Source organism: Sedimentibacter sp. MB31-C6 (genome assembly GCF_035934735.1).
Classification (GTDB): Bacteria; Bacillota; Clostridia; order Tissierellales; family Sedimentibacteraceae; genus Sedimentibacter.
Genome location: NZ_CP142396.1, coordinates 299,946 through 317,095 on the forward strand (window position 1 = coordinate 299,946; position 17,150 = coordinate 317,095).

18 protein-coding genes are annotated in these 17,150 nt (G+C 28.8%); 3 read left to right on the forward strand and 15 right to left on the reverse strand.

The genetic code is table 11. The features are described 5' to 3' along the window. Window positions 1-260: 260 nt before the first annotated feature. The 7 genes from yajC to ruvC are packed head-to-tail and all read right to left on the reverse strand — an operon-like array spanning window position 261 to window position 6,677. On the reverse strand, window positions 261-587 hold the full coding sequence (yajC, locus tag U8307_RS01495) for a preprotein translocase subunit YajC (RefSeq protein ID WP_326909570.1): 327 nt from the start codon (window positions 585-587) through the stop codon (window positions 261-263). A 21-nt stretch (window positions 588-608) separates the two neighbouring features. After that, window positions 609-1,718 carry a tRNA guanosine(34) transglycosylase Tgt gene (tgt, locus tag U8307_RS01500; protein WP_326909572.1) on the reverse strand — a complete coding sequence of 370 codons (1,110 nt, stop codon included), beginning with the start codon at window positions 1,716-1,718 and terminating at the stop codon, window positions 609-611. Window positions 1,719-1,733: 15 nt separating this feature from the next. Continuing rightward, on the reverse strand, window positions 1,734-2,774 hold the full coding sequence (queA, locus tag U8307_RS01505; RefSeq protein ID WP_326909574.1) for a tRNA preQ1(34) S-adenosylmethionine ribosyltransferase-isomerase QueA: 1,041 nt from the start codon (window positions 2,772-2,774) through the stop codon (window positions 1,734-1,736). Then, window positions 2,771-4,459, reverse strand: a complete 1,689-nt coding sequence (locus U8307_RS01510; RefSeq protein ID WP_326909576.1) for a SpoIID/LytB domain-containing protein — start codon at window positions 4,457-4,459, stop codon at window positions 2,771-2,773. Before U8307_RS01510 ends, queA begins: the two co-directional genes overlap by 4 nt. A gap of 15 nt (window positions 4,460-4,474) precedes the next feature. Beyond that, window positions 4,475-5,515, reverse strand: coding sequence for a Holliday junction branch migration DNA helicase RuvB (ruvB, locus tag U8307_RS01515; protein ID WP_326909578.1), 1,041 nt, complete (start codon window positions 5,513-5,515; stop codon window positions 4,475-4,477). A 12-nt stretch (window positions 5,516-5,527) separates the two neighbouring features. After that, complete coding sequence (gene ruvA / locus U8307_RS01520) at window positions 5,528-6,124, reverse strand: Holliday junction branch migration protein RuvA (protein ID WP_326909580.1); 597 nt, start codon at window positions 6,122-6,124, stop codon at window positions 5,528-5,530. Between the two features lie 52 nt (window positions 6,125-6,176). Then, entirely contained in the window at window positions 6,177-6,677 is a 501-nt protein-coding gene (ruvC, locus tag U8307_RS01525) for a crossover junction endodeoxyribonuclease RuvC (RefSeq protein WP_326911516.1), read from the reverse strand. 211 nt (window positions 6,678-6,888) lie between these two features. On the opposite strand from ruvC, the gene rodA reads away from it, so the two are divergent. Beyond that, window positions 6,889-8,040, forward strand: coding sequence for a rod shape-determining protein RodA (rodA, locus tag U8307_RS01530; protein ID WP_326909582.1), 1,152 nt, complete (start codon window positions 6,889-6,891; stop codon window positions 8,038-8,040). A 60-nt stretch (window positions 8,041-8,100) separates the two neighbouring features. Here rodA and U8307_RS01535 read toward each other — a convergent pair whose 3' ends face one another. Both U8307_RS01535 and U8307_RS01540 read right to left on the reverse strand, forming a co-directional pair. Beyond that, window positions 8,101-9,756, reverse strand: coding sequence for a nucleoside kinase (locus U8307_RS01535; RefSeq protein WP_326909584.1), 1,656 nt, complete (start codon window positions 9,754-9,756; stop codon window positions 8,101-8,103). Continuing rightward, complete coding sequence (locus U8307_RS01540) at window positions 9,753-10,685, reverse strand: RluA family pseudouridine synthase (RefSeq protein ID WP_326909586.1); 933 nt, start codon at window positions 10,683-10,685, stop codon at window positions 9,753-9,755. Before U8307_RS01540 ends, U8307_RS01535 begins: the two co-directional genes overlap by 4 nt. Window positions 10,686-10,847: 162 nt before the next feature. On the opposite strand from U8307_RS01540, the gene U8307_RS01545 reads away from it, so the two are divergent. Next, window positions 10,848-11,396 (forward strand): hypothetical protein, encoded by a 549-nt coding sequence (locus tag U8307_RS01545; protein WP_326909587.1) that lies wholly within the window; start codon window positions 10,848-10,850, stop codon window positions 11,394-11,396. Between the two features lie 68 nt (window positions 11,397-11,464). Here U8307_RS01545 and U8307_RS01550 read toward each other — a convergent pair whose 3' ends face one another. The 3 genes from U8307_RS01550 to U8307_RS01560 form a co-directional block, all read right to left on the reverse strand. Then, a complete protein-coding gene (locus U8307_RS01550; protein ID WP_326909589.1) occupies window positions 11,465-12,019 on the reverse strand; it encodes a DUF6648 family protein in 555 nt (184 codons plus the stop codon). A 148-nt stretch (window positions 12,020-12,167) separates the two neighbouring features. Beyond that, window positions 12,168-12,581, reverse strand: coding sequence for an ATP-binding protein (locus tag U8307_RS01555; protein ID WP_326909591.1), 414 nt, complete (start codon window positions 12,579-12,581; stop codon window positions 12,168-12,170). A 92-nt stretch (window positions 12,582-12,673) separates the two neighbouring features. Continuing rightward, complete coding sequence (locus U8307_RS01560) at window positions 12,674-13,591, reverse strand: TIGR01212 family radical SAM protein (RefSeq protein WP_326909594.1); 918 nt, start codon at window positions 13,589-13,591, stop codon at window positions 12,674-12,676. 224 nt (window positions 13,592-13,815) lie between these two features. Here U8307_RS01560 and U8307_RS01565 point away from each other — a divergent pair, with 224 nt between their 5' ends. Further along, window positions 13,816-14,034, forward strand: a complete 219-nt coding sequence (locus U8307_RS01565) for an asparagine synthase (protein ID WP_326909596.1) — start codon at window positions 13,816-13,818, stop codon at window positions 14,032-14,034. Between the two features lie 42 nt (window positions 14,035-14,076). On the opposite strand, the gene U8307_RS01570 is transcribed toward U8307_RS01565, so the two are convergent. From U8307_RS01570 to U8307_RS01580, 3 genes are all read right to left on the reverse strand, one after another. Then, window positions 14,077-14,268: a DUF378 domain-containing protein gene (locus tag U8307_RS01570; RefSeq protein WP_326909598.1), complete on the reverse strand. Its 192-nt coding sequence runs from the start codon at window positions 14,266-14,268 to the stop codon at window positions 14,077-14,079. A gap of 73 nt (window positions 14,269-14,341) precedes the next feature. Then, window positions 14,342-15,181, reverse strand: a complete 840-nt coding sequence (locus U8307_RS01575; RefSeq protein WP_326909601.1) for an HAD family hydrolase — start codon at window positions 15,179-15,181, stop codon at window positions 14,342-14,344. A 219-nt stretch (window positions 15,182-15,400) separates the two neighbouring features. After that, window positions 15,401-17,146, reverse strand: coding sequence for a peptide ABC transporter substrate-binding protein (locus tag U8307_RS01580; RefSeq protein ID WP_326909603.1), 1,746 nt, complete (start codon window positions 17,144-17,146; stop codon window positions 15,401-15,403). Window positions 17,147-17,150: the final 4 nt, after the last annotated feature.

Consider the following 17,150-nt stretch of genomic DNA (forward strand, 5'->3'; position numbering starts at 1 on the left):
CATTTTATGCGTCCCGCAACAGTGTCACTGGATGACGAAAAGAAAATTGTCAACAATAAAAAGAGTTGCTTCGCAACACCCGCTAGGGGGACCTATGTCCCCCTTCGGCGTAAAAATGCTTTATTAAAGCATTTTTACTGAGCACCCCCCTTAACGGCAAGGACGTTCCGTCCTTTGCAATCCTCGTTTTTTATTATATAGGAAAGGAGAACTTTCCTATATAATAAAAAAAGGAGCAATGCTCCTTTTTAATATGTAATTTATTCTTTGTCCTCATCAACTTCTTCAACAATTTCTTGCTTATCTTCTATTTTTTCTTTACCTTTTTTTACTACGCTTCCAATAGCCCATTTAGAAAATTCTATTCGTTGCTTAGCATGTGATAATTCTACAACAACTATTTCATCACTTACTTTGACTACCTTACCATGAATGCCACCTATAGTTATAACTTCGTCTCCTTGAGACAAGGTATTTCTCATGTTTTGTACTTCTTTTTCTTTCTTTTTCTGCGGTCTTATCATCATAAAATACATTATTGCAAATAAAACCACTAACATAATCAAACTGCCGTATTGTGAACCCATAATTCCTCCTAAATATTTTTTCTAATAACCATAATTTTCATAAAATTCTTTTTTGAAATCCATGAAATTATCTTCCATAATACTAATTCTAATACTTTTCATCAAATTAATCAAGAAAAATAAATTATGAATAGATGCAAGTCTTGCACCCAGAATTTCCTTTTCATTGAAAAGATGCCTAATATAAGCTCTTGAATAATTTCTACAAGTATAGCAATTACAATTTTCATCAATAGGTGAAAAATCATTTTTATATTTTGCATTTTTAATAGTCAATTGCCCTTTGCTTGTTATAAAAGCTCCATGTCTCGCCATTCTTGTTGGTAAAACACAATCTGCCATATCAATTCCTCTTTCTACTGCTTCAAAAAGGTAATCAGGACTACCAACGCCCATGAGGTATCTTGGTTTATCCTTAGGCAATAAATCCACTGTATAATCCATTACTTCACACATTAAATCTCTAGGTTCGCCAACACTTAATCCACCTATTGCATATCCAGGAAAATCCAAATTTGTAATTTGCTTAGCACTTTCTTTTCTCAAATCCTCAAACATACTACCTTGAACTATTCCAAACAAAGCTTGATTATCAGTATTTTTATGAAAATCCTTACAGCGTTTCGCCCATCTAGTAGTTCTTTCCATTGAATTTTTAGCATATTCATATGTAGCTGGATATGGAACACATTCATCAAAAGCCATCATAATATCTGAACCTAAATTATTTTGTATTTCCATCGACTTCTCTGGACTTATAAAATGTTTTGAGCCATCTACATGAGATTGGAATTCAACACCTTCCTCAGTGATTTTTCTAAGTTTACCTAAGCTAAACACTTGAAATCCGCCGCTATCAGTTAAAATTGGTCTATCCCAATTCATAAATTTATGAAGTCCACCAGCTTCTCTTATTAACTCATCACCTGGTCTTAAATAAAGATGATAAGTGTTTCCTAAGATTATCTGTGCTTCTAAATCTTTCATTTCATCTGGAGTCATTGCTTTTACTGTAGCTTTAGTTCCAACTGGCATAAATACAGGTGTTTCTATAACTCCATGATTTGTATGTACTTTACCAAGCCTTGCCTTGCACTCCTTAGATTCTTTTATTAATTCATATTTAAACATAACTCACCTGCTTTTTTATTTTATAAACATAGCATCTCCAAAGCTGAAAAATCTATATTCTTTGTCTACAGCTTCTTTATATGCTTTTAATATATTTTCTTTGCCACACAAAGCACTTACTAACATAATTAGAGTAGATTCTGGTAAATGAAAATTAGTAACTAGAGAATCTACTACTTTGTACTTATAGCCAGGGAATATAAATATATCAGTCCATCCTTTTTGACCTTTTACTAATCCATTATGATCTCCTATAGTTTCAAGCGTTCTAGTACTAGTAGTTCCAACTGATATTACTTTATTTCCTTGTTTTTTTGCATTATTGATTTTTTCTGCTTCTTCATTAGTAAGTTCGTAATATTCTGAATGCATCTTATGCTCTGAAATAAATTCAGATTTAACTGGTCTAAAAGTCCCTAATCCAACATGAAGTGTAAGCTTAGCTAATTTAACTCCTTTTTTTTCAATTTTATCCAATAATTCATCATTAAAATGAAGACCTGCTGTAGGCGCTGCTGCTGACCCAGGATGCTTAGCATAAATAGTTTGATATCTATTTTTATCCTCTAATTTTTCATGAATATATGGTGGCAAAGGCATTTCGCCTAATTGATCTAATATTTCCTCAAAAATACCTTTATATTCAAATTCTATAATTCTATTTCCATCTTCATGTACATCGACTATTTTTCCCGTAAGTAGATTTTCCTTAAATATAAGTTCTATTCCTTTTTTAGCCTTTTTTCCCGGTTTTACAAGGGTTTCCCATTTATTATCATCAATTCTTCTTAACAAAAGTAACTCAATTACTGCGCCTGTATCCTTCCTCACACCAAAAAGCCTTGCTGGCAAAACTTTTGTATCATTTATTACAAGACAATCACCTTTATTTAAAAAATCTAATACATCATAAAAATATTTATGTTCCATTTGTCCAGTTTTTTTGTCTAAAACTAACAATCTTGAATGATCTCTGTCTTTCAGTGGTGTTTGAGCTATTAATTTTTCTGGTAAATCATAATAAAAATCACTTGTTTTAAAATTTATTTCTGTCATCTAATATTTACTCCAGTATAGTAATATTTAAGTATTTTTTCATAATCAAATCCTTCTTCTGCCATTTCTTTTGCACCGTATTGGCTCATACCAATACCATGTCCCCATCCTCTACCATTAAAAGTATATTTAGAAGAATTTACACTTTCTATGGTAACTCCTTTTGAGCTTATAAAAGCTACATTCTCTTTATTTAATTCATAATTACCATTACTTGATATTACAGCTCTTCCATTTAAAGCACCAGAATCTAAAAATTCACTAGAATCTGATAACTCATCTTCTTCTAATATAGAACCTATTATACCATCTTCATCTGAATTTGATTTAAAATTACTAAAGTAATTTTCATTTGTAAAATAAAAGAAATTACCACTACCAATCATGAACCATGAACTTTTAAGTCCTAATAATAATCTTGCGTTTTCCTTCTTATATGAAATTTCTCCAATATCAGTTGAAAATATACATTCTATAACTCTGTTATTCTCAGATATATCTGTTATTTCAATTCCATAAATTCTATTTATGGCATGTCCATCTTCTCTTAACATATCAATAATATCATCTTTTGAATAAGATATTTCCCATTCATTATGAGGTGAGTCCGAATTATTTGAAAATTCATCATCTACGCCTCTTAAATAAGGAACCTCTTCATACCAAATATTCTCAGAATCTTCAGTCATGCCCCCACTTGTAGAATGATAAAATGCATGTATTAGTTCTCCATCATAATAAATCATTTCTCCCATAGTTTCATCAACAGCTTTATTAGATAATTTATTTTCACTAAAATATCCCCTATATACTTGGCTGTTTTGATTATCGTCTAAATCATAGCCATAAGATGAATTAGGAGTTATACAAGAAACAGCATAAGTTCTAGCTGCTACAGATTGAGCCTTTATTGACTCAATATGCCATGATGCTGAAATCTCATTAGGTACTACACCATATAAATAACTTTCTAAATCTACATAATTTATTGATATTAATTTATAATTTTCAATTATATAAAATCCAATCATCCCTCTATATGGCCTGTTATCAATTTTTATCATTTCTACTTCTTCGCCACTATTGTAGGAAGTAAAGAAAATATTGTAATTCTTACTATACATAAATTCTATATCATTATTATCATTATAAATAACGACATTTTGACTTTCACCATTTTCAATTATACTATCTAAACCATTATCTTCTAAAACAGTCACTAATTCATTTGCCTGCTTTTCATCAACATAGGAACCAGAGTAAATTTCATATTCCGAACCATTATAAAAAGGGTAAAATTTAATTCCAGTTCTTTCATTAAGTATCTCAATTTCATTTTCAACTTCTTCATAAGTAAAAAAACTATCTTTTAGACAAACATGATATGGTCCAACAACTGCACCGTTTCCTTTTCCTTCAAAAAAATTGAATTTGCTATCATAAAAAGAATCAAGCAATATACTCAAATTGTTATCTGTTTTAAATAATAGTTCCATATTGTCATTTTTATTCTTATACACAGATATATTATCATATCCATCAAGTTCAGCTTGTTCATTATATTGCCTTGGGGATCTAATTCTAACCCTTACATTATATTCCTCATCTTCAAATGCTAATACAACATTAGTTGAAAACAGAATTGTAATTATACATATTGATAAAATTATGTAAATTTTTCTCATAATACCCACCTGTCACTATTCTAAGTCAATAATAATTTGATTAGAATTAGAATTATTTTTTACCTTATTTACATGTTTATAACCTAGTTCTGTAACAACTCTTCCTCTAGGCGTACGATTTATAAATCCAATTTGTAGAAGAAAAGGCTCATAAACATCTTCTATGGTTCCTTTTTCTTCTCCTATTGATGCTGCAAGAGTATCTAATCCTACAGGACCACCTTTATAATAGTCAATTATAGTATTCAAAATTCGTCTATCTAACTTATCTAGCCCAATTTCGTCTATTTCAAACATTCTTAATGCCTTGTCTGCAGTACTTATATCAATAGAGCCATTAGATTTTACTAAAGCATAATCTCTAACACGTTTTAAAAGTCTATTTGCAATTCTTGGTGTCCCTCTAGAACGCTTAGCTATTTCTTTAGCTCCTTCTTCGCTAATCTCTATATTCATTATGACAGCTGAACGTAAAACAATTCGTTGTAAATCTTCATTATTATAAAAGTCTAAATTGCACAATACTCCAAATCTATCACGTAAAGGTGATGCAAGCATACCTGATCTAGTAGTTGCTCCAATTAACGTGAACTTAGGTAAGTCTAGTCTTATTGATCTAGCAGATGGTCCTTTACCTATAATTATATCTAATGCATAATCTTCAAGAGCAGGGTACATTATTTCTTCAACACTTTTATTAAGCCTATGAATTTCATCTATAAAGAGAACATCATTTTCATTCAAATTAGTTAATATTGCAGCTAAATCTCCAGGTCGTTCAATTGCTGGTCCAGAAGTTACTCTAATATTAACATTCATTTCATTTGATATAATATTCGCCAAAGTAGTTTTACCTAAACCTGGTGGCCCTGATAAAAGAACATGATCTAAAGGTTGATTTCTCATTTTTGCAGATTCAATAAATATTTCTAATATTTCTTTAACTTTATCTTGGCCAACATACTGGGTAAGCTTTTGAGGTCTCAGACTTAGCTCAATATCTTCTTCCCCTGGTTTAAGAGTGCTAGTAACTATTTCATTTTCTCTATCATTCATCCCATTACCTACCTACCTATTTATATTTTTTAATGCCTCTTTTATTATATCATTTTCGGATTTTCCAGTTAAATCCATATTATCTAAAGTTTTTTTAGCTTCAAATTGATTGAAACCAAGAGATATTAAAGCATTTAAAACATCAGAAGTTTCTGAATTACTTTGAATAGAAATTTCATCTATTTTATCATCAGAAGTTATGCCTTCCAATGTACCAACTTTATCCTTTAGTTCAAGTATAATTTTACTTGCAGTTTTCTTACCAATACCAGGAACTTTTGACATTTTGACTGTATCATCTTTTAGTATTATCTCTTTAATCGTATTTATATTATAAGTTGACAGCACTGAAAGTCCAGCCTTTGGACCTATGCCATTTACTAATATAAGTTTTTTAAACATTTCAAGTTCCTCAGATTTTAAAAAACCATATAAAGCCAATATGTCTTCTCTTATATGTAAATATGTATATATACAAACATTATCCCCTTCGTTAAGCATTTTTAATGTAGAAAGAGAAGTGCTAATAAAATATCCTATATTATTATTTTCTATAACTAAATAATCTAAACCTTTTTTTATAACTTCACCTTTAATAAAGCTTATCATAATTCTCCTCTCTAAACACATGTTATCTTGAAACTGCTAACTTTTCTTTAATCTAATATTTCAGTATTTTAAAATTTTCAGCATATTTCAGTGAATGAGCATGGCAAATTGCAACTGCTAATCCATCAGCAACATCATCTGGTTTTGGTATTGAATCTAATTTAAGAATTATTTTTACCATTTCTTGTACTTGTCTTTTTTCTGCCCTTCCATAACCAACTATACCTTGCTTTATTTGGAGAGGAGTGTATTCATACAAAGGTATTGAATTATTTACTGCTGCCAAAAGATGAACACCTCTTGCTTGTGCAACTGCAATGGCAGTTTTAACATTTTTGTTATAAAACAATTCCTCTATTGCTACAGCTTCAGGCTTGTACATTTTAAACAACTCACTATAACAGTCATATATTTTTTTTAACCTTAATGGAAATTCTTCGCAACTTTCAGTTGTAATAGCTCCATACTCTAAAACATCAAATTTATTCCCTATATAATTTAAAACACCATAACCTGATATTGCAAGGCCAGGATCTATACCAAATATTATCATTGTAATTCCTCTAATTCTTAATCTTGACAAATATGTTTACCTATTCCTTTACTATCGTTCATTATAGCATATGTTACTTCCTTTGTTAAGAATAATTTACATATAGTTCTTAAGAAAAAATATAATATGAAGCTTTAGAACTAGGAAAAATTATATTTTGCAATATATTAAATTGTGATATAATATATTCATTAAGACAATTGGAGGAATTATGTTTAAGAAGGAAAGCAAACTTAAAAGGTTTGATTTTATATTGTTTTTTACATCAATATTTTTATCTATATATGGTTTTATAATTATTAACAGTGCAACAATGAGTAAAGTTAACGGAAGTGAGCCTTTTTTAAAAACACAAATAATAGCTTTTATTTTAGGATTGTTTATAATGTTGTTTTTGCTTTTTATTGATTATGATATTTATGGAAGCTTTTACATTCCAATTTATGTTATATCTGTTGGACTGTTGTTATATGCTTTAATTAATTCTGTAAGTGCATCTGATTGGGGGGATGTAAGGAGTTGGATTGCAATAGGACCAATTGTATTTCAGCCATCAGAAGTAGCTAAATTCGGCGTTATTATATCATTGGCGAAATTTATTGATTTACACAAGGAAAGTATAAATGAACCAATTGTATTATTGAAAATATTAGCATTTGCACTATTCCCTGTTTTTCTGATTTTGTTGCAACCTGATTTAGGAACTTCTTTAGTTTTTATATTTTTCATTGCAATTATGATATTTATATCAGAAATTAATTATAGATATATTATGACAATATTAATTATTACATTAGTACTTCTTATTATTGGACTAGGTGCATTCTTCTATATAATGCAAGATTACACATTAGGAGACAATTATCAATTTGATAGAATTGTTACATTCTTTTATCCTGAACTTGATCCCGAAGATACTGGTTATCAAGTAATTCAGTCAAAAACTGCAATCGGATCTGGTATGCTTTATGGTAGAGGACTTTACAACGGAGTACAAAATCAGCTTGGATACCTGCCAACAAAGGAAACAGATTTTATATTTGCCGTTATTGGTGAGGAATTAGGATTGTTAGGTGGACTTCTATTATTGATTTTGTATGCTATTTTATTGTACAGATTAATTAAAATAGCTAAACATGCTGCAAATTTATTTGGCTCCCTAATTGTTACAGGTATTACAGCTATGTTCTTATTTCATATCTTTGAAAATGTAGGGATGACAATGGGACTTATGCCAGTTACTGGTATACCTCTCCCCTTCATTAGTTATGGAGGAACATTTATGTTAATTAATATGATAAGCATCGGACTAGCTTTAAGTGTTGGAATGAAACGAGGTAAAATTGATTTGAACGATTTATAAATAAATGTAGTGTCGCATAAAATGATATTCGGGTCGCATGCAATGCGACCCCTACTACATTTATTCGAAACAGCTTCCTCCAATAAACTCTCTTAAAATAGATGTATTAGGAATAGCACTTTCACATTCTAAAGTTTTAAAGTAACTTAAAAACTTTAATAGTCTTTGTCTTTCAGGGAAAAATTCACTGTCTTCATCAATTTCCTTTATCAACGGTAAAGCATATTTTTTTAAAACACATAATTCATATACTAATGCAGAATTAAATATAGCGTCTGCATTTTCTTGATATGGGAAAATATATTTCTCCGCACCTCGCAATACATTATCCCATAATTCCATTGTTTTTAGAGCATTATTACCTCTATGAGTATTATCTCTTACTATACGTCTAATAAGTCTTAAATCAGAGGTAGCAATATGATTATGATTATCAATATTTAATTGTGTTAACGCACTTATATAAATTTTATATTTATTCTTGTGAGGAATATTTTTAGTCAACTCGTCGTTAAGACCATGGATTCCCTCAACAATTATTATATGTTCCTTTGATAATGTAACTGGTTCTCTCGTAAATTCCCTTTCTCCAGTAATAAAATTATAAACTGGAATATTAACCGTATCACCAGCCATTAAATCTAATAATTGTTCATTAAACAAATCTAAATCTACAGCTTTTATTGTTTCAAAATCATAATCTCCGTTTTCATCTTTTGGTGTAAGGCTTCTGTTTACAAAATAATCATCTAATGATAGTGCATATGTTTTTTTACCATTCACCCTTAATTGAATTGAAAGCCTTTGTGCAAAAGTTGTTTTACCAGAAGAAGATGGACCTGAAATTAATACTATTTTAATATTTTTGTCACTTGTTATTTCATCTGCTATATATGCAATTTTTTTCTCATGTAATGCTTCGTTGATGCGAATCATATCTTCAATAGTACTATCTGCTATTTTATTATTTAAAGCACCAACATATCCAACATCCATTATTTCCCCCCATTCTTCTGTTTCTCTGAAAACTTTAGATATCTTCTTTTGTTCAATATATTCAGGAAGCTCGAAATTGTTTTCTTTTGTTGGGAAATTTAATATCACTCCAGGATAAAATAACTTTAAATCAAACTTATCTATAACATTCGTATTTGGAGCTAAATATCCATAAAAATTATCATAATAATCTTCTAGCTTATATACTCTAATTTTATCCTTATTCCAATGATTCAAAAGTTCTACCTTATCATCCATTCCCTGTTTGTTAAAAATTTCCTTTGCATCCTTAACATTTAAAAATGTTTGTTCTATAGGTTTTTGATCATCTATTATTTCTTGCATTTTGATTTTAACTTTGCTGACATCATTTAAGTGAATTGCTTTTTTATTTTTAATTTCAATATATAAACCCTTATTAAGAGAATGCTCTATAGAAACATCTATATTTTCAAATATATCCTTACATGCCTTAATAAATACTAAACTTAATGTTCTAACATAAACCCTATGACCATCATTATCTTTTATATCTAAAAATTCTATTTTGTCATTTTCTGTAAATGAACTACTTATTAATTCTTGTAACTTATTATTTACTTTAGCAACAAGAAACCTTTTATAATCATCTTTATAAATTTTTTTTGCCAAACTATATAATGTTTCATTATTATTAACTTCTACTATTTCATTGTTTCTATTAACTAAAATAATCTTCATTTATTTCCTCCCTGGTTTTTAGATATTATCTCTCTTTCTTTTATATCAGATTTTATTATCTTACCATTTAAATAAGCTAATTCCTCTTCATAACCGTTTAATATTAATTTATATGCATGTAGCACTTGATATTTTTCATTGTCCTTTTTCCCATACTTTTTATCACCAACAATAGGGTGTCCAATTGAAGATAAGTGAGCTCTAATTTGGTGGGCTCTCCCTGTTTCAAGTTCAATTTCAATCCAACTATACTTACCTTCATTTTTAATGGGATGAGCGTATGTAACTATTTTTTTTGTATTTTCTCCTTTCCTTTTCACAACTTTAACCATATTCTTATTTTCATTCTTAATTAAATAGTCACTTAATTCTAAATCATCACTAATTATTCCATGTATTTTTGCAATATAATATTTTTTTATATTCCTTTCTCTAATAGCCTTATTCGTCTGCTTTAAAGTATTGTAATTTTTAGCAGCAATTACTAATCCCGATGTATTTTTATCAAGTCTATTACAAACTGCTGGTTTAAAAGTGAAACTTATATTTTTCTCTTTTGCATCTAAATACATCTTAATTTCATCTACTAGACTTTTTGTACTAGTTGCGTCAGGTTGAGTACTTAATCCTACAGGTTTATTTACAATTAATATATTATCATCTTCGTAAACTGTCTTAAAATGTATGCTAGTTTCTTTTAAAGATTTCTTTTCTCTAAACTTAGAAATTGTTTCATCAGATAAATAAATTTGAACTTTATCATCTATTTTTAATATTATTTCAGGTTGTATTCTTAAATTATTTAACTTAATATTCTTTTTTCTTATCATTTTATGAATAAAAGATTGATTTGCCTTATTTAAGTATTTTTTTAAAAACCGATCAACCCTTTGCCCTGCTTCGTTATTTGTTATAATTATTTCCTTCATAATTTCTCCATTTTTACTTTTTATTAATTATATCAAATTATAAGAAAAGTTTATACAATAAATTGAAAATATTAACATGTTTTTATTGAATGAAATTATTGAAAATGTATTCTTTTTATGTTAATATATTATGTGGTAGTTATAAATTGACGAGGTGTACATATGAAAAAAATAATAAATGCCATAAGAGATTTTTTATACAATATAACTGACTATGGATTGATAATTGCTGTAATTGTAATTATGGTTGCTATCTTGGCATGGAGGTTTAACTTATTATTTAATAAAGATATAGAAAAAGAAGTAATTGCTGATGGAGCAGACATAATACAAATTGATGATGAACACGATTCAACTTCTAACCTTAATGATAATACTGATGAAATAGATGATGAAATAGATGATGAAAAACCTGAGGTTTCTGATAATGAGGATACGGAAGAACCAGATAATACTGATACAAAGGAACCTGATGATACTGAAGGCAATAATGTAAGTGATGTTATTGCTACAATTGAAATTCCAGAGGGATCTTTTCCATCTAGTATAGGCGATATTCTTGTAAACTCAAATTTAATTAATAATAAAAATGAATTTTTAAATAGATCTGTTGAATTAGGACTTGATACACGATTGAGAAGCGGAACCTTTGAAATTGCAGTTGGAACTTCATTGGATAATATAATCAAAATAATAGCAAACGCAAATTAAGCGAAGGAACTAATGCGGGACGCATGCAATGCGTCCCCTACAAAAATGGGCGAATTAATCGCCCATTTTTAATATTTTTGATTTACGTAATAATCAATAACTGATTTTTTTCTTTTATCTAAAAATACATTCTCTTTTTTTAAAACTTCTAACAACCATAAGCACTTTGAATGCAAAACTGCATATTCATAATTACTAAGTACTATTTCGTATAGTTTACCTTCTAGATTTAAAGACTCCATTTTAATAAAATATGCTTCAACATTTTCATAATGTAAAAATCTTAAGAGTCTAAATGTAGTTTTATCCTTTTCGTTATAATAATAATCAGCTTCATTTAAATATTTGTTATAGAAACTTATGTGTTTACCCTTATCCTTAATTTCTTGAGCAATCATCCTGTGGTATTTAGCCATCATATTATAATATTGATAATTGTACATTCCCTTTTCAAAACTATCAATTCTTTGAAATGGTTTAATGCTTTTTTCTAGCATATATTTATAATTGAGCTCTAAATATTCTTTTTTATTAATATCTCCATTCATATGTTGAATAATCAACATATCTCGATGCTCAAAAAAATCATCAAAAATTGTTTTATTAGGTTTAAAATAATTCATAAATTCACTCTTTCTAATTTGTCATTCCTTACTAAGAACTACATCAATTTTAACAGAATGTACAAACTTTAGCAAGAGCAAAACATTTAAATTTAATCTAAACTTAAATGAATCCACTGACTAATCGCCAGTGGAATTATTTTCTAATTTAACTTATAACTCTATCTTTTAGTACTTCTGGAACAGCCTCTTTATCATGGTTTACACTCATTACAAAATCAACATCAAATTTTTTTGATAAAAAATCTAATCTTTGTATTACAGTTTCTAATTTATCCATATTTGCTTGGGCAATCTTGTATAATCCATCTATGTAAACTAGTTCTACATCATAATCAGTTGCTATTAATCCACATACAAAACCTTGAAATTGCTCATCATTGGTCAACCCAAACTCTTTAGTGTTAATATATCTGATCTTATAATCTAAATCAAATATATGCCTATTGCTAGCTTCTAGGAAAACCATCTTACCTTGAATACCATCAATATAATTGTTTGCCATTTCAATCATTCTTTTTGTTTTGCCTGTACCATTGTGTCCACAAACTAATTGCACCATAATAATCACACTCCTATTCCATATTTTTATAATTGTATACCTATATATATTGTACCACAAATTGAAAATGTTTACACTAATTATTTTCAATTTTAATAAATAGATTTCATCCCCTGATACCTTTTTTCATTATTCATTTTATCCAAAATTTCATCTTTAATTTTCCACCAACTCATACCCCAATTCACAAAAATAGAATTTTCTTTTGGAGCTCTACCTATTAACCTCTGTACAACTATATTTTTATTTAAATTCTCAAGAAATGTTATTACTCTCTCAATATATTCATCTTTTGATATTAAAGTAAACTCTCCATTTTTATACTTTATTCCCATAATTGTATTTTCCATTAAATACAAGGAATGAATTTTTACTGCATCAATACCTAAAACAGACAATATTTTAGCAGTTTCAATAGTATCTGATATATTATCTTTTGGTAAATTTAAAATAACATGTGTACATATTTCAAATTCATATTTCTTTATTCGCAATACTGCATCAATAAAAGAAGCAAGAGTATGTCCTCTGTTTATATCTAGTAATGTATGATAATTTACAGTTTGTAGTCCAAGTTCAATTGTGATATTTATATTAGTTTCTTTTTTAAAGTTATAGAGAAATTCAAGATATTCATCTCCTATACAATCAGGTCTCGTTGAAATAGAAATTTCAACTATATTATCAACTGCTGCCTCTCTAATATAATTTTTAAAGTTTTTGAGCTCCATATACGTATTTGTATAATTTTGAAAATATGCAATGAACTTTTTAGCATTATATTTTCGTGAAATATAATCCATATTCTTATTAATTTGTTCCTTGACACTTAATGTGCTTTCAAGCATTTCAAATCCGGTGCCTATTTCTGCACAAAAAGTACATCCACCATACCCTATTTTTCCATCTCTGTTCGGACATGTTACAGGAAGATTTATAGGAAGTTTATAAACTTTTTCATTATATTTTTTTTTCAAGTATTTTGAATATTCGTTAAATAGTTCGGTCATTTTTATTCCCTTTTTAATTTACAAATTCAATTTTATTATTTATTTTAATTTTATTTCTTTATTTTATTATAAGCATTAATTATATTAAAATCAATATTTTATCATAATTTGTTTATATTAATATTATTAATTAAAGATTTATCTTCTTTTCCATTAATTAATTTAAATTATTTTAATTATATTGTAAATAATAATAATGCAAATTAATATATTGGAGGTATGATATGCACATTAAAGAAGGAATGATTCCTACTGTATTAGGAACAGTTGCTACTGCAACAGGTTTAGCTTTAAGAAACTCTAATCTACCTGAATCTTATAGAAATGGTATTATTGGTTTTGGATTAGCCAATATAGCTTTAGGTTCAGCTGAAATGATGAGTAATAATATTCAAAATCGTGATATGATGGGAAAAATAACAAAGGCTATTAATATGAAATAAACATAAAAGAAGCATGCTTTTTAGCTTGCTTCTTTTATACTTTCAGGCAAATATAACGTAGAACAGTGTATATAGTCCAGCAATTCCTATTAATATATAAAATATTCTACCTAATTTGTTATTCCAACCACCAAAAAAATTTTCTACTATATCAATTTTTGCTATTCCATATAAACCCCAATTCAAAGCGCCTATTACTATAAGAATTGATGCTATCGCCGCTAATATTTTCATATTTCCTCCTATATACTTTTTATTACATTATATTGAGCAATCAAAGGAAATATGTACATACTTACATAAAATTTTAATTAATATTGAATATCTTAGACAATTCAAAAGAAACTGCTGAATTATTATTATCATATTTTGATATCATATTAGATGACTTAATACAACTTTCAGTTCCATTTTTCATGGCTATACCTAGCCCTGAATTAAATAATAATTCAATATCATTATTATCATCTCCAAAAGCTATTATCTCTGATGGCTTCACGTTAATTCTATCTAAATATTTTTTTAAAGCTCTCCATTTACAACCATTTACATGCAAGAACTCTAATAAAGCTCTATTACTTATATTCCTGTTGCAAATTACATTATATTCTCCATTTATTGTTTTTCTTACCTTATTACTAAAAGTATCAAGAACTTCAAACTCAGCTAAATAACAAACTGATAAAATATTCATAATATCTTTTGGCTTAAATTTAACATATTTTACTCTTCTATCTTCTTTTTTTACATAACCAAGATAGGCTTCTTCATAATCTTCATTTTCAAATATCATATCAAATCCATTATCATATTCATCTACATGTATAACAGGATTCAAGTTATACTTCAAACCCTCCTCGTATATACTTGAAAAAATTGTAGAATCTAAATAACTGTGCTCTATTAGTTCATCATTGTATGAAAGTCTACTTATAGCACCATTATTTGCTAAAATAATAGGCTTAGTTTCTTTAATCCGCTCTGTGAGTTTTTTAGCCATATAATAATTTCTACCAGTAGCTATTACAATTTGAATACCTTTAGAATATAATTTTTTAAGAATAATTTCATCTTTTTTACTTATGATCTTTTCGTCATTTAACAAAGTTCCATCAAGATCCAATACAATAATTTTATAGTCCATCATATCATCTCCAATATTATTATACTATTAATAGTCATAATAGTCTAGTTGAAATAAGATAAATGAACGTTCAAAATCATATTACGCAACACCCGCTACCCCCCTTAACGGCAAGGACGTTCCGTCCTTTGCAATCCTCGTTTTTTATTATATAGGAAAGGATAACTTTCCTATATAATAAAAAAAGCAGCTCACATTGTGAACTGCTTTTTAAAATTCTAATTATTGAACTATTTCAGCGTATCTGAAATCCCATTTATTTGTTAATGTTAATTCTACTCCTTCTACTATTGACTCATCAACTATATTTGTAAAAGTATAATAGTAAATAGGTGCTACAACATGGTTGTTCATTAAAGCATCTTCTGCTGCTTTTAAAGCTGCATCTCTATCTGTACCAGTTGTTAAACGAGATTCATTAAGAGCATTTTCAAATTCTTCTTGCTCTGGATTCAATGTAGTGTCATGTGGTGCAACTACAGGTTCTTCTTTATATCTCCATTGTGGGTCGTTGTTTCCAGAGTTAGAAGCAAATAAATCTAGCATAGTCATAGCATCACCGTAGTCACCTAACCAACCACCTCTAGCTATCATATATTCTCCAGCTCTTCTAGTTTCTTGGAATACTGCCCAGTCTTGGTTAAGAAGTTCAACATCTATACCAAGGTTTTGCTTCCACATACCTTGTAATGCTTCTGCTATTTTCTTATTATTCTCATTTGTGTTGTATAAGAATGTTATTTTTGGTAATCCTTCACCATTTGGATAACCTGCTTCAGCCAATAAGGCTTTTGCTTCTTCAACTAAAGCTTTATTAGGATCTATACCATACTCATTTACTGGTACACCATCTTCATTTAATTCTCTTATTTCATTTCCATCAGAATAAATTAATCCAGTTGGAATAAAACCTGTTGCAGGAATTTGTCCACCCTTAGTTACTTGTTCAACAAATTGAGTTCTATCAATAGCTAATGAGAATGCTTTCCTTATTAAAGGATCACTAAACACTTCATTATCAACGTTAAATTGAACATAATAAGTACCTATATGTGGCGTAATTTTGAAGTTAGGATCTTCTTTTTGAAGTCTAGGAATTTGTTCTATAGTAATACTATCAAGAACTTGGATTTCTCCATTTTCATATCCATTAAGAGCAGTAGTTCCTTCAACTATCATAAGACCTTTAATTCCAGCTAATTTAACACTATCAGCATCCCAATAATTTTCATTTTTAACCATTGTTAAATGATCACCAGTCTTATATTCAGTTAAATGGAATGCACCATTTGAAATACAAGTTTCAGGATTCTTTTCCCAACCTTCACCGTTAGCTTCAACTATATCTTGTCTAACTGGCATATAAGTATAGAATGAAGTTAAACTTAAGAAGTATGGTACTTGGAATTTCAAATTAACTTCTAAAGTAGTTTCATCAATAGCTTTAACTCCAACATCATCTCTTGAAGCTTCTCCATTGAAGTATTCATCACCATTAACTAAATAGTTAGTTACTAAGAATGAATAATCTGAAGCTGTAGCTGGATCACATGCTCTTTTCCAAGCATATTCAAAATCTGCTGCAGTCAAAGGTTCTCCATCTGACCATTTCAAGCCTTCTCTTAAATGGAAAGTATAAGTAGTTCCATCTTCAGAAATATCCCAAGTTTCTGCTGCTGCTGGTTCAATACCATCTGCAGTTTCTCTTGTTAAACCTTCAAACAAGTTTTGAATTATGTGTCCACCATCAGATGCACTGTTTAGAGTTGGATCCCAAGTTTGTGGGTCAACTGCTATATTCCAAACTAAATAGTCTTCGCTTCCAGCAGGTGTTTCATCTGCAGGTGTTTCATCTCCTGGTGTTTCTGTTTCATCTGTTGCTGGTGGTTGATCTTGTTGTGCACAACCAACTGTTACAGATAATACCATTGTAAGTACAACTAATAATGATAGTACTCTTTTTAACATAATA